This is a genomic window from Pseudomonas sp. PA27(2017) (genome assembly GCF_001945445.1).
Lineage (GTDB): Bacteria > Pseudomonadota > Gammaproteobacteria > Pseudomonadales > Pseudomonadaceae > Aquipseudomonas.
The window spans coordinates 58,573-80,681 of sequence record NZ_MSXW01000016.1; the positions used below are offsets into that span (position 1 = coordinate 58,573).

26 protein-coding genes and 1 riboswitch are annotated in these 22,109 nt (G+C 64.8%); of the genes, 4 read left to right on the top strand and 22 right to left on the bottom strand.

Features of this window, described 5'->3' with window-relative positions:
- Positions 1–13: 13 nt before the first annotated feature.
- The 3 genes from BVH06_RS08355 to dapA are packed head-to-tail and all read right to left on the bottom strand — an operon-like array spanning position 14 to position 2,348.
- Positions 14–307 (bottom strand): YcgL domain-containing protein, encoded by a 294-nt coding sequence (locus BVH06_RS08355; protein ID WP_075930695.1) that lies wholly within the window; start codon positions 305–307, stop codon positions 14–16.
- Positions 304–1,437, bottom strand: a complete 1,134-nt coding sequence (rnd, locus tag BVH06_RS08360) for a ribonuclease D (protein ID WP_075930696.1) — start codon at positions 1,435–1,437, stop codon at positions 304–306. The genes BVH06_RS08355 and rnd overlap by 4 nt, the downstream gene beginning before the upstream one ends.
- A 56-nt stretch (positions 1,438–1,493) precedes the next feature.
- Positions 1,494–2,348 carry a 4-hydroxy-tetrahydrodipicolinate synthase gene (gene dapA / locus BVH06_RS08365; protein ID WP_075933758.1) on the bottom strand — a complete coding sequence of 285 codons (855 nt, stop codon included), beginning with the start codon at positions 2,346–2,348 and terminating at the stop codon, positions 1,494–1,496.
- Between the two features lie 540 nt (positions 2,349–2,888).
- On the opposite strand from dapA, the gene BVH06_RS08370 reads away from it, so the two are divergent.
- Together BVH06_RS08370 and BVH06_RS08375 are read left to right on the top strand one after the other, a co-directional pair.
- A complete protein-coding gene (locus BVH06_RS08370; protein WP_075933759.1) occupies positions 2,889–3,368 on the top strand; it encodes a hypothetical protein in 480 nt (159 codons plus the stop codon).
- Positions 3,369–3,528: 160 nt separating this feature from the next.
- The gene (locus BVH06_RS08375; protein ID WP_083651939.1) at positions 3,529–4,830 is read left to right on the top strand and encodes an OmpP1/FadL family transporter; all 1,302 of its coding nucleotides are present in this window, start codon (positions 3,529–3,531) and stop codon (positions 4,828–4,830) included.
- 95 nt (positions 4,831–4,925) lie between these two features.
- On the opposite strand, the gene BVH06_RS08380 is transcribed toward BVH06_RS08375, so the two are convergent.
- The 19 genes from BVH06_RS08380 to ttcA all read right to left on the bottom strand — a co-directional run bounded on the left by BVH06_RS08380 (position 4,926) and on the right by ttcA (position 20,593).
- Positions 4,926–5,483: a glutathione peroxidase gene (locus BVH06_RS08380; RefSeq protein ID WP_075933761.1), complete on the bottom strand. Its 558-nt coding sequence runs from the start codon at positions 5,481–5,483 to the stop codon at positions 4,926–4,928.
- A gap of 20 nt (positions 5,484–5,503) precedes the next feature.
- Positions 5,504–5,626, bottom strand: coding sequence for a hypothetical protein (locus tag BVH06_RS26035; protein ID WP_256562758.1), 123 nt, complete (start codon positions 5,624–5,626; stop codon positions 5,504–5,506).
- A complete protein-coding gene (locus tag BVH06_RS08385) occupies positions 5,623–6,825 on the bottom strand; it encodes an MFS transporter (RefSeq protein WP_075930701.1) in 1,203 nt (400 codons plus the stop codon). The genes BVH06_RS26035 and BVH06_RS08385 overlap by 4 nt, the downstream gene beginning before the upstream one ends.
- 57 nt (positions 6,826–6,882) lie before the next feature.
- Positions 6,883–7,287, bottom strand: coding sequence for a MarR family winged helix-turn-helix transcriptional regulator (locus BVH06_RS08390; RefSeq protein ID WP_075930702.1), 405 nt, complete (start codon positions 7,285–7,287; stop codon positions 6,883–6,885).
- 330 nt (positions 7,288–7,617) lie between these two features.
- Entirely contained in the window at positions 7,618–8,346 is a 729-nt protein-coding gene (locus BVH06_RS08395) for an adenosylcobinamide-GDP ribazoletransferase (RefSeq protein WP_075933762.1), read from the bottom strand.
- Complete coding sequence (locus BVH06_RS08400; RefSeq protein WP_075933763.1) at positions 8,343–8,909, bottom strand: histidine phosphatase family protein; 567 nt, start codon at positions 8,907–8,909, stop codon at positions 8,343–8,345. Before BVH06_RS08400 ends, BVH06_RS08395 begins: the two co-directional genes overlap by 4 nt.
- On the bottom strand, positions 8,906–9,961 hold the full coding sequence (gene cobT, locus BVH06_RS08405; protein ID WP_075933764.1) for a nicotinate-nucleotide--dimethylbenzimidazole phosphoribosyltransferase: 1,056 nt from the start codon (positions 9,959–9,961) through the stop codon (positions 8,906–8,908). The genes BVH06_RS08400 and cobT overlap by 4 nt, the downstream gene beginning before the upstream one ends.
- On the bottom strand, positions 9,958–10,479 hold the full coding sequence (cobU, locus tag BVH06_RS08410) for a bifunctional adenosylcobinamide kinase/adenosylcobinamide-phosphate guanylyltransferase (protein ID WP_075933765.1): 522 nt from the start codon (positions 10,477–10,479) through the stop codon (positions 9,958–9,960). Before cobU ends, cobT begins: the two co-directional genes overlap by 4 nt.
- Complete coding sequence (locus BVH06_RS08415) at positions 10,480–11,964, bottom strand: cobyric acid synthase (RefSeq protein WP_075933766.1); 1,485 nt, start codon at positions 11,962–11,964, stop codon at positions 10,480–10,482.
- Positions 11,961–12,953, bottom strand: coding sequence for a threonine-phosphate decarboxylase CobD (gene cobD, locus BVH06_RS08420; protein WP_075933767.1), 993 nt, complete (start codon positions 12,951–12,953; stop codon positions 11,961–11,963). The genes BVH06_RS08415 and cobD overlap by 4 nt, the downstream gene beginning before the upstream one ends.
- Complete coding sequence (cbiB, locus tag BVH06_RS08425; RefSeq protein ID WP_075933768.1) at positions 12,946–13,854, bottom strand: adenosylcobinamide-phosphate synthase CbiB; 909 nt, start codon at positions 13,852–13,854, stop codon at positions 12,946–12,948. The genes cobD and cbiB overlap by 8 nt, the downstream gene beginning before the upstream one ends.
- Positions 13,855–13,866: 12 nt before the next feature.
- A complete protein-coding gene (gene bluB / locus BVH06_RS08430) occupies positions 13,867–14,517 on the bottom strand; it encodes a 5,6-dimethylbenzimidazole synthase (protein ID WP_075933769.1) in 651 nt (216 codons plus the stop codon).
- Positions 14,514–15,839, bottom strand: coding sequence for a cobyrinate a,c-diamide synthase (locus tag BVH06_RS08435; RefSeq protein WP_075933770.1), 1,326 nt, complete (start codon positions 15,837–15,839; stop codon positions 14,514–14,516). The genes bluB and BVH06_RS08435 overlap by 4 nt, the downstream gene beginning before the upstream one ends.
- The gene (gene cobO / locus BVH06_RS08440) at positions 15,836–16,471 is read right to left on the bottom strand and encodes a cob(I)yrinic acid a,c-diamide adenosyltransferase (RefSeq protein ID WP_075933771.1); all 636 of its coding nucleotides are present in this window, start codon (positions 16,469–16,471) and stop codon (positions 15,836–15,838) included. Before cobO ends, BVH06_RS08435 begins: the two co-directional genes overlap by 4 nt.
- 128 nt (positions 16,472–16,599) lie before the next feature.
- Positions 16,600–16,826, bottom strand: a riboswitch (cobalamin riboswitch).
- Positions 16,827–16,894: 68 nt separating this feature from the next.
- On the bottom strand, positions 16,895–17,422 hold the full coding sequence (locus tag BVH06_RS08445) for a C40 family peptidase (protein ID WP_075930713.1): 528 nt from the start codon (positions 17,420–17,422) through the stop codon (positions 16,895–16,897).
- Between the two features lie 135 nt (positions 17,423–17,557).
- A complete protein-coding gene (locus tag BVH06_RS08450; RefSeq protein WP_075930714.1) occupies positions 17,558–18,193 on the bottom strand; it encodes a C40 family peptidase in 636 nt (211 codons plus the stop codon).
- A gap of 54 nt (positions 18,194–18,247) precedes the next feature.
- Positions 18,248–19,027 carry an NAD-dependent deacylase gene (locus BVH06_RS08455; protein WP_075930715.1) on the bottom strand — a complete coding sequence of 260 codons (780 nt, stop codon included), beginning with the start codon at positions 19,025–19,027 and terminating at the stop codon, positions 18,248–18,250.
- The gene (locus tag BVH06_RS08460; protein WP_075933772.1) at positions 19,027–19,746 is read right to left on the bottom strand and encodes a DNA-3-methyladenine glycosylase I; all 720 of its coding nucleotides are present in this window, start codon (positions 19,744–19,746) and stop codon (positions 19,027–19,029) included. Before BVH06_RS08460 ends, BVH06_RS08455 begins: the two co-directional genes overlap by 1 nt.
- A 22-nt stretch (positions 19,747–19,768) precedes the next feature.
- A complete protein-coding gene (ttcA, locus tag BVH06_RS08465) occupies positions 19,769–20,593 on the bottom strand; it encodes a tRNA 2-thiocytidine(32) synthetase TtcA (protein WP_075933773.1) in 825 nt (274 codons plus the stop codon).
- A 142-nt stretch (positions 20,594–20,735) separates the two neighbouring features.
- Between ttcA and BVH06_RS08470 the strand changes: the two genes are divergently transcribed.
- Together BVH06_RS08470 and BVH06_RS08475 are read left to right on the top strand one after the other, a co-directional pair.
- Positions 20,736–21,314, top strand: a complete 579-nt coding sequence (locus BVH06_RS08470; RefSeq protein WP_075933774.1) for a DNA-J related domain-containing protein — start codon at positions 20,736–20,738, stop codon at positions 21,312–21,314.
- A gap of 300 nt (positions 21,315–21,614) precedes the next feature.
- Positions 21,615–22,109, top strand: a complete 495-nt coding sequence (locus BVH06_RS08475) for a SprT family zinc-dependent metalloprotease (protein WP_075930719.1) — start codon at positions 21,615–21,617, stop codon at positions 22,107–22,109.

Consider the following 22,109-nt stretch of genomic DNA (forward strand, 5'->3'; position numbering starts at 1 on the left):
CATCGCTCTCCCGTCAGACCGGATCGTTACGGCGCAGCAATTCCTCGGGAAGATGCTGGATGTAATCCTCTTCCGGCGGCGGCATCTGCAGGTGATAGCCCTGATTGTCGAGGTTCTCCAGCACCTTGGTGATGTCCTCGCGCGCCAGGGCGCGCTCGGGCGTGAGCACCATGTCGAAAGCATGCACCGGGGCGCCGAAGGCATTGAGCAGAGGCTCGGGCACCCGGCTCAGCGCGTCGGCACGCAGCACGTAGAGGTACATCTCGTGCTTGCGCGGGCTGCGGTAGATCGAGCAGATACGTTTCAAGCAGCTTCTCCTTCATCGGCCAGGCAGTCGAGCAGCGCCTGGCCCATCAATTCACGACGCCAGCCGCGCAGGCTGTCGGGCAGGCGGTAGGGGCCGTTCGGGTAGCCGCTCTTGAGCAGCGCCTCGAGGGTCTTCTTGCGCAGCATCAGTTCGGGGACGATTTCCAGGCGCTCGCCTTCACGCTGGCCGATCGCGCGTAACTTCTTGAGCAGCCCCGAGGCTTCGATCGGCAACGGCTCGGGCATTGCCGGCGGCCACTCGGCAGGTGGCAATGCCGCTGCCTCGCGAATCAATTGCAGGATGGTCTCGCCATCCTGGCGCACGGTTTTCGGGTGCATGTCCTCGATGCGTGCCAGGCTGACCAGATCGTTCGGTTGATGGCGCGCCAGCGGCCATAGCGAATGCTCGCGCAGGATACGATTGCGCGGCTGATTGCGCGCCCGCGCCTGACGTTCACGCCAGGCACACAGCGAACGCAGTACGGCCAGTTGCGCGCGGGACAGCTTCCAGGCCAGCTTGGCTTCGCGGTAGGCGTCCTCGGGCGAGGTCTCGCGGCGCAAGCCAGCGGCCAGCTCAGCGCCGTCCTCGAGCACCCAGGCGTTCTTCTCGGCGGACAGCCTGGCCTGCAGGCGGCGATAGAGTTCGGCCAGGTGCACGACGTCTTCGGCGGCGTAGCTGACCTGGGTCTCGGACAACGGGCGCTGCAACCAGTCGGAGCGGGTCTCGCCCTTGGGCAGCTCGATCTCCAGCACCGCCTGCACCAAGCGCGAATAGCCCATGGAGAAGCCGAGGTTGAGGTAGCCGGCGGCCAGTTGCGAGTCGAAAAGCGGTGCCGGCAGGCTGCCGGTCAGGCGCAGGAATACCTCCAGATCCTCGCTGCAGGCGTGCACAACCTTGATCACCTGCGGGTCTTCGAGCAGCGCGGCGAACGGTGCCCAGTCGCCGATCAGCAATGGGTCGATCAGGTAGGCACGCTCGCCCTCGCTGACCTGCAGCAGACCGGCGATCGGGTAGAAGGTATCGACACGCATGAACTCGGTGTCCAGCGCCACGAAGGGCTGTTTGCGCCAGACAGCGCACTGCGCTGCCAGGCTGGCGTCGTCTCGAATCCAGACAATTTCGATGGTCACGCGGCTCTCCCGTAAAGATTGCCGCGCAGTATATCCCGTGAGCCCCTGCCGTGCGCTCATGGCAACTCATTGCGCAACTGCGCGCGCAAGCCATCGGAAACACTCAGCATGGGTTCGCGCAATTCATCGGCGATCATGCCCTGCAGCGCCAACGCGGCTTTGACCGGCGCGGGGTTGGGCTCGCTGAAGGCCAGGCGTATCCACGGCAACAGCTCACGAAACAGCGCGCGCCCGGCAAGCAGGTCGCCCTTGCGCAGCAGGCTGACCACTCTGGCGAAGTCGGCGGTACGCAGGTGCGCGGCTGCGGAAATGGCGCCGCTGCCGCCCAGGCACAGGGTGGCGAAGATCTGCTCGTCTTCGCCGGTGAGCACGTCGAGTTGACCATCGGCGATCAGCGCCTGGGTCTTGCGCACGTCACCGCCGCAATCCTTGATCGCGACGATGCGCGGGTGTCGGGCCAGTTGCCGCAGGGTCTGCAGTTCCAGGGCCACAGCGCTGCGATAGGGAATGTCATAGAGGATGATGGGCAGTCGCGAGGCCTCGGCGACAGCCAGGAAGAACGCCTGCAAGCCGTCTTGCGACGGCCTTATGTAGTACGGCGCCGGTACCAGAATGCCGGCCAGTGGGCGACGCTGAATTCGCTGCAGGCGGGCCAGCACCGCCGCCTGGTTGTTGCCGGCAAGGCCCACCACCACGCGGCTGGCCGGTACCACCTCGAGCACGGCATCCAGCACCGCCAACTGCTCCTGCTCATCCAGGGCTGCCGCCTCGCCGCTGGTGCCGCAGACCACCAGCCCGGCCGCACCACTTTCGATCAAATGCGCCGCCAGGGATCGCAATGAAGGCAGGTCCGCCTGCCCACCGCGAAACGGCGTTACCAACGCAACCCAGATACCGGAAAATGTAGACATGCTTGCAACTCCTCGGTGTAGACCGTCTGGTCACCGTCGATGGAGTGCGGGAAGGGAGTGTAGCGAAGGGATGCTTCGACTCAGCGCCTCTGTCCTGTCAGCCCATCTGACGGGACAGCGCGCCCCGGTCAAATGAGCGACTGTTTCTTCGACTTGCTAGCGCCCAGGCACACGCACTGAGCCATAGCGACGAGGCTATGGGTAGCAGGCGTGGGCAACGAGGTGGCGAACATGGGACGCTCGGCAAGGCGATTAGAACCCGATACTGCCGAACCCGACGCGGCGGTGTCAATCTCGATGCGAAGCAGCGTCGGGAGGGCTGGCAGTTCCAATTGGATATATGCAGACTGAGCTAAATCCTTAAACGATTTAAAAACAGCCTTTTACAGCGTAAATATCCCACTACGCTTCAAGTTGAGCAGCTAAGCACCGCTCCTGGTGGGACTTATCGGTCATCGACCCTGAACAACGACGCCTCTGGCAGCCATCGCTCTGCTACCCGCGCCCTCCCCCACCGGTTATCTCTTTGTAGAGGCTCGTATGGGAATCGCCGCCAGTGACCTGAACCAACACGTCATCCGCCCAACCTTGCTGTATCTGAACAGTCAGTCCGTCGCTGCCGAAGCCCTGCTGCTGGGCATCGCCGCGTGTCAGTCGTCACTGGGCGCCGAACTGGACAACCACAACGGCTACGGCCTGTACCGAATCTCGGCGTTTCACCACCAACATCTTTGGGACAACCACCTGGCCAGCAGCCCTGACCTGGCCAGCCGGGTTCGCGGCCTGGCCAGCCAGCACGCATTTTTAGGCGCGCCGCATTTCGAGCTTACCGTCAACCTGCGCTACGCCACGGCCATCGCCTGGCTGCTTGTCGAACAGCGGTACAAGGAGCTGCCCGCCGCGGAGGATCTCGGCGCCCAGGCGCTGATCTGGCAACAGGTCTTCGCGCCTTGTCGTCAACCCGGCGAATTCGTCCGCGCCTGCCAACGCTGCGTCCTGGAACTGGCAGCCGTCGCCTGAAAAAACTGACTGTAGAGTCACAGGTGCCAAGTCACGAAAGGCTCTATATCCTGCGTTTCACGGACAGCATCAACCTCGAAGGATCGTGTTTACCCTGAACTTTCCGAATTGCCGCTTAGTCAGCAAGCGAGAGTTCCCCGACCCTGCCATGGAGCACCCCGTGAGTAAAACAATCCTAAGAACCGGTCTGGCAATCGCCATCGCATCCACCTCCACCTACGGCATGGCCGCCGGCTTCGCGCTCAACGAGCAAAGCGTCGCCGGCATGGGCATGTCGTTCGCCGGTCGCTCCTCTTCAGCGGAGGACGCCAGCACGGTATTCGGTAACCCCGCTGGCATGGCGCGCATCCAGCGCGAACAGGTCAATTTCGGCGTCGCAGCCATTCATGCCAAGAGCCGTATCAGCAACACCAGCAGTACCACCGCACCGGCTGCGGGCGGCGGCGGCGCGAACGGCGGTAGTAACGATGGCGACATGGTCCCCACCACTGGCGTACCCATGGGCTACTACGTCAAACCACTGGATGAAAAGGTCGCCTTCGGTATTGGCGTCTATGCCCCGTTCGGCCTGGCCACCGAATATGAAAACGGCTTCCAGGGCCGCTACTTTGCCGACAAGAGCTATGTGCGCGTCATCACCGTACAACCGACCCTGAGCTATCGCTTCAACGACAAGCTGTCGGTCGGCTTCGGCCCGACGTTCAACCACATCGAGGGTGAGCTGAGCTCCTCGCTGACCAATCCGTTCGGCCCGGCCGGTGCCAATGACGGCAAGGTCAAGATCAAGGGTGACGATACCGCAGTCGGCTTCAACGCCGGCGTGCTCTACGAATTTACCCCGCAAACCCGTGTTGGCGTGACCTATCGCTCGCGGGTCAAGTACGAACTGGAAGGCGATACCCGTGTATCCGGCCCCGGTGCCGCAATCGGCACCTCAGCTGGCAAATACGACGCCTCGCTCGATGTGACGACTCCAGAGTCGGTGGACATGTCCTTCACCCATGAGCTGAATGACGCCTGGACGCTGTACGCAGGCAGCACGTGGACGCGCTGGAGCCGCTTCAAGGAATTGCGCATCGAGAACGAAGGCGTAGGCGGTGCATTCGCCGGCTCGCTCGGTACCATCGTCGAAGAACAGGAATGGCACGATACCTGGGCTCACGCCGTCGGTCTGTCCTACAAGGTCAACCCGCAGTGGGTGTTGCGCACCGGTATCGCCATCGACCAGACGCCGACCAACAACACTGACCGTTCGCCGCGTATCCCGTCCGGCGACCGGACGATCTTCAGCCTGGGCGCCGGCTGGAGCCCGACCGACGACATGACCATCGACCTGGCCTATTCCTACCTCAAGGAAGAAGAAGTCGAGGTCAACCGCGCGAGCCCGGCTCGCGGCAGCTACAACGCCACCTACAAGAACAGCGCCCATGGTCTGGGCGCTTCTCTGACCTACCGCTTCTGACGGATACCAGGCTCGGCCGCTGCAATGTGGTCGAGCCTTCTCCGCTCACAATAAAATCGCGGCCTTTGCCGCGATTTTTTATGCCTTAACAGGCCTCAAGGTGCCGAAGCGATCGCCTTCTCGATGGCCGCGATCAACTCCGGATCATCCGGTTTGGTCATGCTGGAAAACCGCGCGATCACCTGCCCCTGGCGATCGACCACGTACTTGAAGAAATTCCAGCGCGGCGCAGCCGTCTGCCGGGCCAGCTCCTTGAACAGTGGAATGGCCTTGTCACCGGTGACGGGCTGAGTCTCGCTCATGGTGAAGGTCACGCCGTAGTTCACGTAGCAGACCTTGGCCGTTTCCTCGGCATCGTCGGACTCCTGCCTGAACGAGTCGGATGGCACGCCAAGAATCTCCAGCCCCTGCTCGCGATAGCGCTTGTTGAGCGCCTCCAGCCCCTCGAACTGCGAGGTGAAGCCGCAGAAGCTCGCGGTATTGACCACCATCAGCGGTTTGCCGGCGAACTGCTCGCACAGGTCGATCTTGTCCTTGGAGCGCAGCTTTGGCAGCTCGCCCTGATCCGCCAGTAAAGCCGGGCATTCGGCAGCCTGGAGCTGGCCGCTCAACGCCAGCAAGGCCAGCGGTACGGCAAACAGTGACAATCGCATGGAAGGTTTCCTTGTCGGTCTCAGCACAGGTTCATGCCCAGTTGCATGATCGCCAGCCCGCTCGAGCGCCAGGCCCAGAAAACCAGCGCGAGCACCGCGAATACAGCCAGCGCTGCCAGGGCGAAGGCGGGCTTGAAGGTCATGCCTGGGCTCCTTGCAGACGCGCTACGGGTTGCTCGCGAACCGGCCAGTTGAGCGCGGCGGCAAGCACGCTGAGCAGAATGGAGATCTGCCAGACCAGATCATAGCTGCCCGTGTGGTCGTAGAGGTAACCGCCGAGCCAGCCGCCCATGAACGAACCCAGCTGGTGGAACAGAAACACGATACCGCCGAGCATCGACAGGTTGCGCACGCCGAACAGGGTCGCCACGGTGCCATTGGTCAGCGGCACCGTGGACAGCCACAGCAGCCCCATGGCGATGCCGAAGGCGTAGGCCGTCCATACGCTAAGCGGTACCGTGATGAACAGCGTGATGACCACACCGCGGGCCAGGTAGAGCGCGCTGAGCAGCCGCGGCTTGGAGCGGCGCCCGCCCAGCCAGCCGGCAATGTAGGTGCCGAATACGTTGAACAGCCCCACCAGCGCCAACACCGTAGTGCCGACGATGGCCGGCAGATGCTGGTCGACCAGGTAGGCCGGCAGGTGCACGCCGATGAACACCACCTGGAAGCCACAGACGAAAAAGCCCAGCGCCAATAGCCAGAAACCGGAATGGCTGCAGGCCTCGCGCAGCGCCTCGCCCAGGGTCTGCTGGGGCCCCTGGCTGACCTGCGGGCGATCCTTGATCATCAGCGCCAACGGCACGATCAACGCCACCATCATGCCCAAGGCAATCAACGCAGCCGACCAACCCAGCCAGCCGATCAGCCCCAGGGTGCCCGGCAACATGGCGAACTGGCCGAAGGAGCCGGCCGCCGCAGCGATGCCCATGGCCATACTGCGCTTCTCCACCGGCACGGCCCGACCGACGACGCCGAGAATCACCGAGAACGAGGTACCCGACAGGCCGATGCCGATCAGCAGCCCCGCGCTCAGTGACAGCGACAGCGGTGAGTCCGCCAAGCCCATCAGCACCAGGCCCGCTGCATAGAGCACGCCGCCAACGATGATCGCCCGCTGCGCGCCGAAACGATCGGCCAGGGCCCCGGTAAACGGTTGTGCAATGCCCCAGATCAGGTTCTGCAAGGCGATGGCGAAAGCGAACACGCCACGCCCCCAGCCGAAATCCGCGCTCATCGGCGACAGGAACAGGCCGAAGCCGTGACGGACGCCAAGGGACAGGGCGAGGATCAGCGAAGCCCCCAACATGATCCAGACGCTGGTACGCCAAACCGAATTCATTGCATGTCCTTTTGTTGTAGGTCGAAACGGGAAATGGCAGTGGCACCGCCCTGCCCGTCAATCCAGGCTGGCGAGCAATTCGTCCAGCGCTTGCAGATGATGCGGTTGTAGCCGGTGCTTGAGTTCGAGCTGCACACCCTGCCAGGCATCCAGCGCCTCGGCGAGCAGCTTCTCGCCTCTGATGGTCAGGCTCACCAGGCGATTACGCTGATCGGCGCCGTCCGCCAGGGCCACCAGGCTGCGCCCTTCGAGCAGCCTGAGGTTGCGCCCCAGCGTGCTGCGTTCCAGGCCCACCGCATCGGCCAGATCAGTGATGCTCGGCTGATCGAGCCGTTGCAGGTGGCGCAGCAGAGAATACTGGGCAACGCTCAGCCCGACACCGCTCAAGGCGTCGTCATACAGCTTGCTGACGCCACGACTGGCGCGACGCAAGCGAGTGCACAGGCATTCGGTCGGCAACATGGATATAGGTATATACCCGTAATTTGGCTTCAACAAGCTATGTGCTGCCGAATCGGGCGAAAGCCGAACACGGTGTCTTTCGAGCTCAAATCCTGCTCACGATCTTTATGCGCTGAAGCGGTAACTACGAGGCAGGAGCAGAGACTCAAACCAACCTGTGGGAGCCCCGACCTCGGGGCGAAACGATTGCAGTCTGACTGCCTATTTCGGCGGTGCCTGAGCGAATCGCCGCGAGGTCGCGGCTCCCACAATGGATCGGATAACGGCCGTTTCCGCCCCACTTAGCTGCCAAAATCGGCGGACCTGGGCCGGAAGATCATGCACAGGCTCTTAGCTGACCTGCAGCGCCGCAGCGAGCAGCACCGCGCACTCGATCACTTCCAGCAACGCACCCGCCGTATCGCCGGTCGTGCCGCCCAGGCGCTGCAGCATCATCCGGCGCAGCCAGAGAAAGACGCCCGCTACCGCCACCATCACCCAGAAACCGCCGAGCAGCAGGCCAAGCAACGCGGTCATGGCCAGCACGACCGTGGCGCTGGAGCGCGGCAGATGAGTCTTCAGCGCATCGCCGAGCCCGCCGGGCCGCACGTAGGGCGTGCAGAGAAACAGTGCCAGAAGCGCCCCTCGCCCCAGCACCGGCGCCAGCAGCAATACGAGGTGATCACCCTGTTCGAGCAGCGCCAGCAAGGCGGTGAACTTGAGCAGCAGCAGCAATGCCAGCACCACTACGGCGATCGGGCCGCTACGCGGATCCTTCATGATCGCCAGGGTACGCTCGCGATCACCGAAACCGCCCATCCAGGCATCGGCGCTGTCGGCCAGGCCATCGAGGTGCAAGGCACCGGTCAGGCCCACCCACAGAGTCAGCAACAAGGCCGCCTGCAATGGCACCGGCGCACCGTCGAGAAGATGAGCGGAAACGATCAAAAACCCACCGATCACCACGCCTACCACTGGGTAGAACAGCAGCGAACGGCCCATCTGCTGCGGCGTGGGCATGCCCGCCAGGCGCGCCGGCAAACGGGTGAGAAATTGCAGAGCGATCCACAATGGCGTCATGGTAGCTCCCGCAACCCGCGCCCATCGAACTGCAGGTGCACGCGCTGGCCGTGGGCCACGCTGACCTGCAGCAGTTGCTCGCGCGGTAAGCCCCGCGCCCTGGCCAGCAACAGGCGCATCACGCCGCCATGGGTGACCACCAGCAGTTGTCGTTCACGATACTCGGCGTGCAATCGTTGCAGCGCATCCAATACCCGCGTTTCGAAAGCCGGCAGTGGCTCGCCGCCCGGTGGCGTGAACGCATAGGGATCGGCCCAGAAGCGGCCAAGATCATCCGCATCGGTTTCCATCAGTTGCGCGGCCGTGCGCCCTTCCCATTCACCGAAATGCAGTTCCTGCAGACCCGGCTCCAATTGCAGCGGCAAGCCGCGGGCAGCCGCCAGTTCTTCGGCAAAACGCGCACAGCGCTGCAGCGGCGAGCTGACCAGCGCATCCCAGTGCTCATCAGCCTGCACGGCCGCGCGCAACTGCGCCCAGCCTGCCTCGGTCAGGGCATCGTCGAGGCTGCCACGCAGGCCGCTACCCTGCTCGGTTTCGCCGTGGCGCAGCAGATGCAGGATCAAGCCGGGCGATCCGCAACCGCTGCTTCGGCGAAGGTGGCCATGCCGTTATGCAGCGCACAGGCAAGGCGCAGCATCGGCACCACCAGCGCCGCCCCGCTGCCCTCGCCCAAGCGCAGCCCCAGGCTGACGATCGGCGTGGCCTGCAGCGCGGCGAGCAGGCGCTGATGTCCGGGCTCGGCGCTCTGGTGGGAGAACAGCAGCCAGTCGCGGCAGGCCGGGTTCAGGCGCACTGCCAGCAAGGCCGCGACGCTGCAGATGAAACCATCGACCAGCGCCACCACGCCCTGCTGGGCGCAGGCCAGGTAGGCGCCGCTCAGCGCGGCGATCTCGAAGCCGCCGAGGCGCCGCAGGGCCTCGATGGGCTGATCGGCGGCGCCCTGGTGCAGCTTCAGGGCCGTTTCGATCACCTGCGCCTTGTGGGCAACGCCGGCCGCCGCCAGGCCGGTGCCCGGCCCTACCAGCTCGCCGACCGGGCAATCGAGCAGTAGGCAGGCCAGCGCTGTGGCGGCGGTGGTATTGCCGATGCCCATTTCGCCGCCGATGAACAGCTCATGGCGCTGTTCGGCAGCCCGACTCACGCTGTCGCGCCCGGCCTGCATGGCGATCAACGCCTGAGCCGGGGTCATCGCCGCCTCGCGCATCAGGTTGGCGGTACCCGCGCCGACTTGCAGATGACGCACGCCCGGCAACGGTTCTAGCGGCTCGGCAGTGCCCAGATCGGTCACTTCCAGGGCAGCGCCCAACTGACGGGCCAACACGCTGATCGCCGCGCCGCCGGCAACGAAGTTGCGCAGCATCTGCCCGGTCACCGCCTGCGGATAGGCAGAGACGCCCTCGGCCACCACGCCGTGGTCGCCGGCAAAAATGGCGATCCACACCTTGTCGATCAGCGGCCGCTCACGGCCCTGTAGCGCCGCCAGGTGCACCGCCAGGCGCTCCAGCTCACCAAGCGAGCCGGCCGGTTTGGTCAGTTGGGCCTGGCGAGCCGCGGCCTTGTCGCGCGCCACCGGGTCCAGCGGCTGCGTGGGGTTGAGCCACCAGTCGAGGGTCATAACGGGTCTCCCTTGAGAATCATCGGCAAGCCGGCAACGGTGAACACCACGCGCTCGCAGCGCTCGGCAACGGCCTGGTGCAGCAAACCGGCGGCATCCACGTAACGGCGGGTCAGCTCGCCCATCGGCACCACGCCGAGGCCGGTTTCGTTGCTGACCAGAATCACCCGACCGGGCAAGGCTTGCAGGCCCGCCAGCAGTGCGTCGCACTCGCAGCTCAGGCGTGCTTCGTCCTCCAGCATCAGCAGGTTGGTCAGCCACAGGGTCATGCAGTCGACCAGCAGGCAACGCCCTGGCGAAGCCTGGTCTTCGAGCACTCGCGCCAGCGCCAAAGGCTCCTCGACCAGCCCCCACTCGACCGGGCGGCGGTCACGGTGCGAACGGATGCGGCTGTTCATCTCGCCGTCGAGCGGCTGGCTGGTGGCAACATAGACGACCTCCAGCCCGGACTCGGCGGCCAGGCGTTCTGCCAGGCGGCTCTTGCCCGAGCGGGCGCCACCCAGAATCAGCTCACGCATCTAGCACGCCTCCTCGTCCAGACCGCAGAGCGCACGCAAGGCGGCTTTATCCAGGTGGTTTTCGACCAGATCGGCGAGGCGCTCGATGTCGCGCTCGCGCAGCGCGTGGTAATCCAAGGTCTGCACGTCACGCAGCCCGGCCCAACGCAGCAATGCGCTGCACGCCGCCGAGGACTCGAACAGCCCGTGCAAATAGGTGCCCATGACCTGACCATCTTCGCTCGAGGCGCCGTCGCTGCGGCCATCGTCGAGCCTCACGGCGGCGCGCTGCAGGCCGGCGCCGGACGTCACCCCGGCATGGATTTCGTAGCCGCTGATGGCGGCATCGTTCAGGCACAGCCGGCCACTGACGTTGCGCAGCTGTTTGTGCGGCTCCAGCACGGTATCGATCTGCAGCAGGCCGAAACCGTCGCTGCCACCCGCCGGCCCTTCCAGCCCTTGCGGGTCCTCGACCCGGCGCCCGAGCATCTGCAAGCCGCCACAAATGCCCAGCAACTTGCCGCCGTAGCGCAGGTGCCGGTCGATGGCCGCCGCCCAGCCGCCGCTGCGCAGGAAGGCGAGGTCGGCGCGTACACTCTTGGAACCGGGCAGGATGATCAGGTCGGCCGGCGGAATGGCTTCGCCGGGGCCGACGAAGGTCAGCTCCACCTGTGGATGCAGGCGCAGTGGATCGAAATCGGTGTGGTTGCTGATCCGCGGCAGCACCGGCACCACCACCTTGAGCACCTGATCGGCCTTGCTCACCTGACGCCGGTCGATGGCGTCCTCGGCCTCCAGATGGAAATCCATCAGGTACGGCAACACGCCCAACACCGGTTTGCCGGTGCGCTGCTCGAGCCAGTCCAGCCCCGGTTTGAGCAAGGCGATATCACCGCGAAACCGGTTGATCACGAAGCCCTTGAGGCGCGCCTGCTCACTCGGCGAAAGCAGCTCCAGCGTGCCGACCAGATGCGCGAAGACGCCGCCCTTGTCGATATCGGCGATCAGGATCACCGGGCAGTCGACCGCTTCGGCAAAGCCCATGTTGGCGATATCGTTAGCGCGCAGGTTGATCTCGGCCGGCGAGCCGGCGCCCTCGACCATCACCACCTGGTGGTTCGCCCGCAGGCGAGCGTGAGACGCCAGCACCGCTTCACGGGCGACGCGCTTGTAGTCGTGATAGGCCACCGCATTCATGTTGCCGACGGCCTGGCCATGGATGATCACCTGGGCGCCGGTGTCGCTGTTGGGCTTGAGCAGCACCGGGTTCATGTCGGTGTGCGCCGGCAGGCCACAGGCCTGGGCCTGCACCGCCTGGGCCCGACCGATCTCGCCACCGTCGGCGGTCACCGCGCTGTTGAGCGCCATGTTCTGCGGTTTGAACGGCGCCACGCTGATGCCCTGGCGCTGCAACCAGCGGCACAGAGCGGTCACCAGGGTGCTCTTGCCCGCATCCGAGGTGGTGCCCTGCACCATCAGGGTGGCGCCGGCTTGCAGATTACTCATCGTGCCTCCTCGGCAAAGACCTTTAGCGCCGCGGCCAGGCGCTGCCAACCGGCTTCATCGGGCGGCAGGCCGAAACGAATGCTGGCCGGGCGCTCGAACAGGCGAGAGAAGATGCCATTGCAGGCGAGGAATTCATGCAGCAGCGCAGCGTGCTCGCTGGCGATCCACTGGAACAGCGCACAGCCACCGGTGGGCGCCAGACCATGCTCACGCAGCAGGCTGGCCAGGCGCTGGCCATCATTGCTCAGGCGCTGGCGCTGGGCTTGCTGAGCAGCCTTGTCTTCGAGCATCCGGGTCGCCAGCCAGCGGGTCGGGCCGCTGATCGTCCAGGGTCCGAGCATTTCGTCCAGCTCATCGAGCAGCGTGCGTTCGGCTAGCACGAAGCCCAGCCGGGCACCGGCCATGCCGAAGAACTTGCCGAACGAGCGCAGCACGATCAGCCCTGGCAATTGTGCATGGGCCGCCAGGCTTTGCTCCGGGGTGCAGTCGACAAAGGCTTCATCGACGATCAGCCAGCCGCCCCGCTCGGCCAGACGCGCATGCCAGGCATACAGCTGCTCGGGGGAAAACCGCCGCCCGGTAGGGTTGTTGGGGTTGACCAGCAAGAGCACGTCGATCCGTTCCAGGGCGCGATTGACGCCGGCCTCGCTGATCTCCAGCACCCGGTGCCCTTCACGCTGCCAGGCCGCCGCGTGCTCGGCGTAGGCCGGCGAGACGATGCCGACCCGTGCCTCGCGGCGCAGCCGCGGCAGGCACTGGATCGCCGCCTGGGAGCCGGCCACTGGCAGCAGGTCGGCAGCGCCGTAATAGGCGCAGGCGGCGGCTTCCAGGCCGTCGTCCTGCTCCGGCAGGCGGTTCCAGGCTTGCGCGGGAATTTCCGGAAGCGGCAGGCCGTATGGCGCCACGCCGGTCGAAAGGTCCAGCCAGTCGCCCAGCGCAATACCATAGCGAAGCGCCGCCTTGCGCAACCGCCCGCCGTGCTCAAGCAATGCACACCTCCACGATCAGCATCAGCAGCAACCAGAGCAGCACGCCGCCCCACACCAGGTTCATCGCCCGCTCGATATCCCGCGCCCGTGGCGGCGGGCCTTCGCCCAGCTCGGGGCGCTGGTGCAGCTCACCGTGATAGACCGCCGCGCCGCCGAGGCTGACGCCCAGCGCACCCGCTCCCGCTGCCATCACCGGCCCGGCGTTGGGGCTGTCCCATCGTGGTGCCTGGCGCTGCCAGCAACGCATCGCCAAGGCGCTGTGACCCAGTACGGCATAGGTCAGCGCCACCAGCCGGGCCGGCACGTAATTGAGCAGATCATCGATCTTCGCGGCGGCCCAGCCGAAGCGCTCGAAGCGCTCGTTGCGGTAGCCCCACATGGCGTCCAGGGTGTTGCTCAGGCGGTACAGCACCACGCCCGGCGCCCCGGCGACGAGAAACCAGAACAGCGCGGCGAACACCGCATCGCTGCCGTTCTCCAGCACCGACTCGGTACCCGCACGGGCCACACCAGTGGCGTCCAGGTCCTCGGTACGCCGGCTGACCATGTAGCCCACTCGCTGGCGAGCCACCGGCAGATCACCCAGGCGCAGCGCCTGGGCCACCGGCTGGGCATGCTGATCGAGGCTGCGCAGCCCCAGGGCGGCGTAGAGGGCGACGATCTGCACCAGCCAGCCTATCCACGGTAGCTGCACCAGCAGCACGGTAAGCAGCGTCAACGGCAGCACCGCCAGGCACCAGGCGCTCACGCCATGGCTGCGCCAGCCGCCACCGGACGGGTTGAAGCGCTGCTCCAGGCGGTTGGCCAGCTTGCCGAAGCCCACCAGCGGGTGCCAGCGCTTCGGCTCGCCGAGGGCGGCATCCAGGGTCACGCCCGCAACAGCGCTGAGGATCAGGCTCATGGACGGCTCTCGTTATTCATGCTGATCCCAGCGATCCTCGAACAGCAGCTCGTGCAGCGGCCGTACCTGCGCCCAACCTTCCTGGGCCAGCATCGGCGCTGGGTAAAAGGCCTGCACCGGTCCCAGACAGAGCACCGCGACCGGCTTGCTGCCCGGCGGCATGCCCAGCAGCTCGGCCAGGGCGACGGGGTCGAACAGCGACACCCAGCCCATGCCTAGGCCTTCGGCACGGGCCGCCAGCCACAGGTTCTGGATCGCGCAGGAAAGCGACGCCATGTCCATTTCCGGCAAGGTGCGTCGGCCGAACACGTGGGCCTCGCGGCCTTCCATCAAGGCCGCCACCAGCACTTCGGCGCAGTCGCGAACGCCCTCGACCTTCAGCCGCATGAATTCGTCGGAGCGCTCGCCCAGTGCCTCGGCGGTCAGCTGGCGCTCGCGCTCGACCAACTGATAGATGTCTTCACGCAGCGCCAGCCGGGTGATGCGGATGAAACGCCACGGCTGCATCAAGCCAACGCTGGGCGCCTGGTGCGCCGCTTCGAGCAGGCGGGCGAGCAACTCGGGCGCGACCTCGCCACCACTGAAATGGCGCATGTCACGGCGCTCGGCAATGGCGCGGTAGACCGCGGCGCGCTCCTCGGCGCTGAAGGCGTGCGCGGTCATGGACGAAACAACGCCGCAGCGGCTGGCGGATTGGAAGGCAGGTAGAAATGAATATAGGACGCGGTCAGGCGCTCGAGTCGGAACACCGCCTCGCTGACCGGCTTGTCGTTCGGGCAGTCACCGCGGGCCAGCGGCTGCAGCGCAGAGTCCAGGCGCGAGTGGTGATAACTGTGCCCGCGCAGCACGCCCTCGGGCAGTTCGACACTCTGCAGGGCCAGGGCAACCAGACGCTTCTGCATCTGCGCAGTGCCAGGCAGCAGACCGGCCAGCTCGGCGCGCTCGCCAGCGACATCGCTCAGCGACTCGAGCAGATACAGCATGCCGCCGCACTCGGCGAGCAGCGGCTTGCCGGCCTGCTGATGGGCCTTGATGGCGTCGATCATCGGCCGATTGGCGGCCAGCGCCTGCAGATGCAACTCCGGGTAGCCGCCCGGCAGGTAAAGGCTGTCCACGTCGGGCAGCGCCTCGTCGGTCAGCGGGCTGAAGAACGTCAGCGTCGCGCCCATCTGCTCGAGCAGGTCGAGATTGGCCTGGTAGATGAACGCGAAGGAAGCATCAAAAGCCACACCGATGCGTACGCCAGCGAGCAGCGGCGCTACCGATTCGGTCGAGGGCGCGGCGAAGTTCACCGGCGGCGGCAGCGTGATCGTCGCCGTCTGCTCCAGGGCATCGGCCGCGGTATCCAGGCGCGTATCGAGGTCGACGAGTTCGCCAGCCTGCACCAGGCCGAGGTGCCGGCTGGGCAGTTCGATGGCCGCACGGCGTGGCAACGAGCCATACCAGCGGATCGAAGCCGGCAGGCTGTCACGGATCAGGTCGTTATGGCGACCCGGATTGACGCGGTTGCCGAGCACGCCGGAGAACGGCAGGTCAGGCTGGTAGCTGGCCAGGCCGACGGCCAGGGCGCCGAAGGTCTGGGCCATGGCCGAGCCATCGATCACCCCGAGCACCGGCACACCGAAACGGCGCGCCAGGTCAGCTGCCGACGGCGAACCGTCGAACAAGCCCATTACCCCTTCGATCAGAATCAGATCGGCCTCGCCAGCGGCTTCCCAGAGCAGGCGGCGGCTCTCGGCTTCGCCGACCATCCACAGGTCCAGCTGATAGACCGGGTTGCCGCTGGCGCGGGAAAGAATCATCGGGTCGAGAAAGTCCGGCCCACACTTGAACACCCGTACCCGCTTGCCTCGTCGGGTGTGCAGGCGCGCCAGGGCAGCAGTGACGGTGGTCTTGCCCTGCCCCGAGGCGGGCGCGGCGATCACCAGGGCCGGGCACTGCCGTGGCGCCCCAGGCTCGGCGGAAAGCGCATCTGTCGTGCTCAAAATTCCACGCCCTTCTGCGCCTTCACACCGGCCTTGAAGGCGTGTTTGACCAGGGTCATTTCGGTCACCGTATCGGCCGCTTCGAGCAGGGCTGGCGGTGCGCCACGACCGGTCACCACGACGTGCTGCAGCTCCGGGCGCGATTCGATATCGCGCAGCACCACGTCCACATCCAGGTAGCCGTGCTTGAGAGCGATGTTCAGTTCGTCCAGCACCACCAGGGCGATCTGCGGATCGTTCAGCAACTGCCTGGCAACATCCCAGGCCAAGCGTGCCTTCTCGATATCGCGCTGGCGATCCTGGGTATCCCAGGTGTAGCCCTCGCCCATCACGTGGTAGCTGACTTCATCGGGAAAGCGCCGGAAGAAGTGCTCCTCGCCGGTGGCCATGCCGCCCTTGATGAACTGCACCACGCCCACCTTCAGGCCATGGCCGAGCGCGCGGGCAACCATGCCGAAGGCCGAACTGCTCTTGCCCTTGCCGTTGCCGCTGTGCACCAGCAGCAAGCCGTATTCTTCCTGGGCCTGGGCGATCTTTTCGTCCATCAGCGCTTTCTTGCGCGCCATGCGGGCGTTATGGCGCGCGTCGCGCTCGGCCGATTCGCGGCTGGGGGATGGGGTCGATTCGCTCATGGGATCTCCTCGGCGCCAGCAAGCTCGCGCGGTTCGAGCACGTATCGGTGCCCGACGATAAAAACGATCACGCAGGAGCAGGCAGGGGCTGGCCCTAGGGCCGCGCACCGGCCGCGCCCACCGCGCAACCTAAGGAAAAAGCGACAGGCCGGTCTCCGGGCTCACGAGTGCCGCGTTCACAGAACACGACGAACCACGCCGCCTTCCCGCATCGAAGATACAGTGGCCAGAAGCATGGTTGGGCTCGTTTACCGTTGCGGGGGCAGCGTCGGCATTGCTCGCTTGGCGGCAGCGCACCGACTTCCCAGTTTCACCCCTGGCCGAGACCAGGGACACCTGAAGCAGGTCGCAAAGGGTAAGGACTGACGGCATAAGCGTCAATCGGAGAGTCAGCCATGTAGCGCTGCTCTGGGCGACGGCAGCTCAGGGATGGCTGGCAAGCTCCACCGGAAAAACGCGCTTGGCTTCGATATAGGTGCGCTGCCAGTAACTGTTGCCGAGGCTGTCCAGGCGGACGGTGCCGCCCGATGACGGCGCATGCACGAAGCGCCCCTCACCGACGTAGATGCCGGCATGGCTGACCTGCCTACCACCGCTGGTAGCGAAGAACACCAGGTCACCACTGCGCAGGGAATCGCGGCCGATGGTCGGCGCGCGCATGCTGATCAGCTCGCGGGTCGAGCGTGGCAGGCTGATGCCGGCGGCATCACGGTACACGTAGCCGATCAGGCCGCTGCAATCGAAACCGCTGTCCGGCGTGTTGCCGCCGTAGCGATAAGGGGTACCCACCAGGCCGAGCGCGCGAAACAGCACATCATCCGCGCCACCCTGATAGGCACCGGGAGCAGGCATGACGACGACAGGTTTCGGAGCAGGTACGGGCGCCCGGCTGGAACAAGCACTGAGCAGTGCCGCGAGCAAGAGGAAGGCGATGCGGATGGTGGCAGTCATGGACGGACGATCCTGGAGCCTGAATGCGCCCTACTCTGCCGCGTTCACAACTGCAGTGCAAGCTTTAGCTTTACGCTGCAGTCACTTGAAAACATTAAAATTGTTGCCCGACCGACTCGATCAGGCAACGATTTATCAGTGCTGGGAGGCCAGATGCTCGGTCGGCGCCAGCGCCAGAACGCGCTTGGCTTCGATGAACGTACGCTTCCAGTAGCCATCATCCAGGCTGTCGATGCGCACGCCACCGCTGCGGCTGCTGGAGGAATGGATGAACTGATCGTCACCCAGGTAGATGCCTGCATGGCTGACGCGGCCACGGCCGGCGGTGCTGAAGAACACCAGATCACCCGGCTCGAGCGCCTTGCGTTCGACCAACGGAGCATCGATGTTGATCATGTCGCGGGTCGAGCGCGGCAGTTCCATGCCCAGCTCCTCGCGGAACAGGTAACCGATGAAGCCACTGCAGTCGAACCCGGTCTTCACCGAGTTGCCACCGAAACGGTAGCGAGTGCCGATCAGGGAGATGCCCTTTTCCAGCACGCTGTCGGCCAACTGCGGCAGCTCATAGGGTGCGTGATCGGCGAATTCGGCAGCGGCGTCGTCTGCACCGGCATCGGCCTGATCGAGAGCGGGCGCTACTACGACTGGCCTGGCAGGCAAGGAAGCCTGGGCCGACGGCGCATCAATCTGGGATTGTGGAGCATGGTTAGCGCACGCGGCGAGAACCATTGTGAGTGCGAGAGGCACGAGGGGTGCGAAGCGTTGGCGCATGGGCACGACCGTGGCATGAAAATTGATCAGCCGCGACTATGCCCGCTAACGGGATCATTTGCAAATATTATGATCAGCAATGTGACTCAGTAGTTCCGGGAAAACATCTAAGGCCCGCTTTTCCAGCCTGAAGTCAACCAGTGCGCTGACGTCCGTGTGCGACAAATTGACCTCGACCGTGACCTTGCCCGAACGGCGCGCCTGTATCAGCGGCTCGGCTATATAAGGAAAGCTGGCGCTGGTTCCGACACTGATCACCAGGTCGAAGCCCTCCCGCATCTGCCCATATAGACGCTCTACGGCCAGTGGCGGCAGCCGCTCGCCGAACAACACTACGGGTGGCCGCAACACCCCTCCACAGGCCACGCACATAGGCGGCAGGGGTCGCTGCAGATGCTCGCCCAACCGCTCGTCGGTTTCCCGGCAAACCTGGCAATACAGGGGCGCCAATTCACCGTGAATCTCGATCAAGCGATCGTCGGGGCTGCCGGCCAGGCGATGATAGCCGTCGATGTTCTGGGTCAGCACCCAGCAATCCGGCTTGAGCGTCTGCAGCTCGGCTATCGCCCGGTGGGCGGCATTGGGCTGGGCGCCCAGGCAAGCGCTGCCAAGCTGCGCCAGATACTTCCAGCACAGCGCCGGATCGCGGCGCAGCATGTCGCCGGACATTGCCACCTCGATCGGCACACCGTCATCGGTATGGTCGTTGTAGAGGCCGCCGATGCCGCGGTAGGTCGGCAAGCCGGAATCGGCCGATATTCCCGCCCCGGTGATGATTAGGATGCGCCGGGCATCGATGAACGCTGACACCAGGCGCTGCAGTTGCGCCGCCATCAATGGTTGACCGTGTGCGCCAGCATCACTGAAAGCTGACACATCGGCCTGCCGCTTTCTGCATGCCACTGATTGAAGGCGGCCTGAACCGCCGCCCGGTCGCGCTGGCTATTGGGCGTCTTGTCGATGATCTTCTGGGCCTTGAGGGCGGCGACCATGTCATCGCTGGGGATGAAGGTATCCTTGCCGACCATGCGCAGGAAACGCGGCGCGGAAAGCCCGCCCAACTGGCTGCCTTGCTTGGCCAGCCAGTGCCAGAGACCGACGATATCGGTCACCGGCCAATCGGCGATCAACGCGCCAAAGGCGAAACCCGGCTTCGGCGTGCCGGCCTTCGCGGCAGCGGCAGGCCCGCTCAGCGCACCACACTCCACGTCGAGAATGAACTGCGCATTGCGCGGCACGCTCTTGAGCTTGCCCAGATGGCGAATCAACCGAGCATCCTGCATCAGACGCTCCAGGCGCTCGCCGCCCATCAGCACGACCTTTTCCGGATCGAAGCCGAAGAACACTTCCTCGAAGGCCGGCCACTTGGCATCGACCAGGCTGTGTTTGAGGCCAGCCCGGAATATGCGCAGGCTCATGATCGACAGGTAGCGATCATTACCCAGCGCCCGTAGCTTTTTGTCGGAGACGGGCTGCGGCAGGCGCGCCTCGAGTGCCTCGAGCGAGCCGAAACGGTTCACGCAGTATTCATGCAGCCATCGATAATCTTGCATCGCTTGGCGTCAACCCTCGAAATTACAGGTTCATCACGTTCAGAAAGCGCGGCGTGGCCTGCTCGTCGATCTTCAGGCTGGTGAAATCGAACAGGTTGCGGTCAGCCAGTTGCGAAGGCACCACATTCTGCAGGGCGCGGAACATGATCTCGGTACGCCCCGGCGACTTTCGCTCCCACTCCTGCAGCATGTCCTTGACCACCTGGCGCTGCAGGTTTTCCTGGGAGCCGCACAGGTTGCACGGGATGATCGGAAATCCCTTGAGCGTGCTGTAGGCCTCGATATCGGCCTCGCTGCAGTAGGCCAGCGGGCGAATCACCACGTTGCGGCCATCGTCGGCACGCAGCTTGGGCGGCATGGCCTTGAGCGTGCCGCCATAGAACATGTTGAGAAAGAAGGTTTCGAGGATATCGTCACGGTGGTGACCAAGGGCCATCTTGGTCGCGCCGATCTCGTCGGCAAAGGTGTACAGCGTGCCGCGGCGCAGGCGCGAGCACAGCGAGCAGGTGGTCTTGCCTTCCGGAATCTTTTCCTTGACCACCGAGTACGTGTCTTTCTCGACGATGTGATACGCCACACCGATGGACTCCAGGTAGGCCGGCAACACGTGTTCGGGGAAGCCGGGCTGCTTCTGGTCCATGTTCACTGCGACGATCTCGAATTTGATCGGCGCGACCTTCTGCAGGTGCAGCAGGATGTCGAGCATGGTGTAGCTGTCCTTGCCACCGGACAGACAGACCATGACCTTGTCCCCCTCCTCGATCATGTTGAAGTCGGCGATGGCCTCGCCGGCCTGACGACGCAGGCGTTTTTGCAGCTTGTTCTGATTGACCGAGAGGGTGCCCATGGCGCGCAAGAATCCGCTATAAGTACTGAAGCCGCGCATTTTACCCAGAAAACGAGGCGCACCCCAGCTACAAAACGGCTAACCGTCGGCATGCCGACGAAACCGGCCAACAACATACCCTCTCATCGACCAAGGAAAGCCGATGAACCAGGAAACCTTACCCGGCAGCCGGCTGCTCGATTTGCTGGAGGCCGCGCCCGAAGGGCTCTCCGAGTACGAACTGATGCTGCGCCTGAGCCGCTGGCAGGGTCGTGACGAGCGCCTGCCGAGCGACACCCTGGAACTGTTTCGCAGCCACTTTCTGCTCTTCCATACGCTGTATCGGCTGCGCGACGAGCTACATGCCGCGGGCCGCGCGTCATTGCAGATAAGCCCGTTATGCATACGCTTGATGCCTTATCAGGCGGCAGAGAGCGCCTTGAGCGAACAGGAGCCACTGCGCGAGTACTACCTCGATCTCGCCCACTTGCGTGACACCGGCGCTGAGGATGTCGAGCAGATGCTCGGCGCCTTCTGGGTGCGCCTGCACGGCGCGGAAGATCGGCAGCAGGCCCTGGCGGCGCTTGAGTTCGACGAGCAGGCTGGCGAGCTTGACCTGGGCGTCATCCGCCAGCGCTACCGGCAGCTGGTCAGCCTTCATCACCCGGACCGAGGCGGCTGCACGCAGCGCCTGCAGCGCATCAACAGCGCCATGGAAACGCTGCAGCGCTACTACCGCTGAGAGCCTGTTCATAATCTTTCGGTCCAGGCTCGCCTATTTTTTTGTAGCTAAGGGGCGCAAACGGCCGTTCGCCAATCCACTGTAGGAGCGGGCCATGCGCGCGAAAAATCGCGGGCATGGACTGGGCGTCCCCGCCCGTTCCTACAGATACTGCGCCGATGACCGCTTCCGCCTTGTAGCTGCCGCTTCATGCGCATATAGATCTTGAACAGCCCCTGAGGCCACCGCTCGGCTCCTGGCCCTGCAGCGGGCGCTGATCTGCGGCATAATCGACGCCAGTTACCCGCCCTCGAAGCCGCCATGCCCGATCAGATCCACACCCGCGTCGAAGCCTGTTACCAGCAGGCGGAAGCCTTCTTCAAGCGGCGCTTCGTCCGCCCGCAGGTGAGCTTCAAGCTACGCGGGCAGAAAGCCGGCGTGGCGCATCTCACCGAAAACAAGCTGCGCTTCAACCCGCAGCTGTATCGCGAGAACCAGGAAGACTTCCTGCGCCAGACCGTCGCCCACGAAGTGGCCCACCTGATCGCCCACCAGCTGTTCGGCCTAAGCATCCAGCCCCACGGCGAGGAATGGCAGTTGATCATGCGCGGCGTCTACGAACTGCCGCCGCACCGCTGCCATACTTATGACGTGAAGCGCCGCCAGGTCAGCCGTTTCATCTACCGTTGCCAGTGCCCGCAAGGCGAGTTTCCGTTCTCCGCCCAGCGCCACGCGCTAGTGGCCAAGGGGCGCCGCTACTTCTGCCGACGCTGCAAGATCACCTTGCAGTTCACCGGCGAACAGCGCGTCGAGTAG

What these genes read in the sequence shown, in the direction of transcription:
- dapA (WP_075933758.1), bottom strand. Translation starts at nt 2,348, where the DNA reads ATGTCTACATTTTCCGGTATCTGGGTTGCGTTGGTAACGCCGTTTCGC.
- BVH06_RS08370 (WP_075933759.1), top strand. Translation starts at nt 2,889, where the DNA reads ATGGGAATCGCCGCCAGTGACCTGAACCAACACGTCATCCGCCCAACC.
- BVH06_RS08380 (WP_075933761.1), bottom strand. Translation starts at nt 5,483, where the DNA reads ATGCGATTGTCACTGTTTGCCGTACCGCTGGCCTTGCTGGCGTTGAGC.
- BVH06_RS26035 (WP_256562758.1), bottom strand. Translation starts at nt 5,626, where the DNA reads ATGACCTTCAAGCCCGCCTTCGCCCTGGCAGCGCTGGCTGTATTCGCG.
- BVH06_RS08385 (WP_075930701.1), bottom strand. Translation starts at nt 6,825, where the DNA reads ATGAATTCGGTTTGGCGTACCAGCGTCTGGATCATGTTGGGGGCTTCG.
- BVH06_RS08390 (WP_075930702.1), bottom strand. Translation starts at nt 7,287, where the DNA reads ATGTTGCCGACCGAATGCCTGTGCACTCGCTTGCGTCGCGCCAGTCGT.
- BVH06_RS08395 (WP_075933762.1), bottom strand. Translation starts at nt 8,346, where the DNA reads ATGACGCCATTGTGGATCGCTCTGCAATTTCTCACCCGTTTGCCGGCG.
- cobT (WP_075933764.1), bottom strand. Translation starts at nt 9,961, where the DNA reads ATGACCCTCGACTGGTGGCTCAACCCCACGCAGCCGCTGGACCCGGTG.
- cobU (WP_075933765.1), bottom strand. Translation starts at nt 10,479, where the DNA reads ATGCGTGAGCTGATTCTGGGTGGCGCCCGCTCGGGCAAGAGCCGCCTG.
- BVH06_RS08415 (WP_075933766.1), bottom strand. Translation starts at nt 11,964, where the DNA reads ATGAGTAATCTGCAAGCCGGCGCCACCCTGATGGTGCAGGGCACCACC.
- cbiB (WP_075933768.1), bottom strand. Translation starts at nt 13,854, where the DNA reads ATGAGCCTGATCCTCAGCGCTGTTGCGGGCGTGACCCTGGATGCCGCC.
- bluB (WP_075933769.1), bottom strand. Translation starts at nt 14,517, where the DNA reads ATGACCGCGCACGCCTTCAGCGCCGAGGAGCGCGCCGCGGTCTACCGC.
- cobO (WP_075933771.1), bottom strand. Translation starts at nt 16,471, where the DNA reads ATGAGCGAATCGACCCCATCCCCCAGCCGCGAATCGGCCGAGCGCGAC.
- BVH06_RS08445 (WP_075930713.1), bottom strand. Translation starts at nt 17,422, where the DNA reads ATGACTGCCACCATCCGCATCGCCTTCCTCTTGCTCGCGGCACTGCTC.
- BVH06_RS08450 (WP_075930714.1), bottom strand. Translation starts at nt 18,193, where the DNA reads ATGCGCCAACGCTTCGCACCCCTCGTGCCTCTCGCACTCACAATGGTT.
- BVH06_RS08455 (WP_075930715.1), bottom strand. Translation starts at nt 19,027, where the DNA reads ATGGCGGCGCAACTGCAGCGCCTGGTGTCAGCGTTCATCGATGCCCGG.
- BVH06_RS08460 (WP_075933772.1), bottom strand. Translation starts at nt 19,746, where the DNA reads ATGCAAGATTATCGATGGCTGCATGAATACTGCGTGAACCGTTTCGGC.
- ttcA (WP_075933773.1), bottom strand. Translation starts at nt 20,593, where the DNA reads ATGGGCACCCTCTCGGTCAATCAGAACAAGCTGCAAAAACGCCTGCGT.
- BVH06_RS08470 (WP_075933774.1), top strand. Translation starts at nt 20,736, where the DNA reads ATGAACCAGGAAACCTTACCCGGCAGCCGGCTGCTCGATTTGCTGGAG.
- BVH06_RS08475 (WP_075930719.1), top strand. Translation starts at nt 21,615, where the DNA reads ATGCCCGATCAGATCCACACCCGCGTCGAAGCCTGTTACCAGCAGGCG.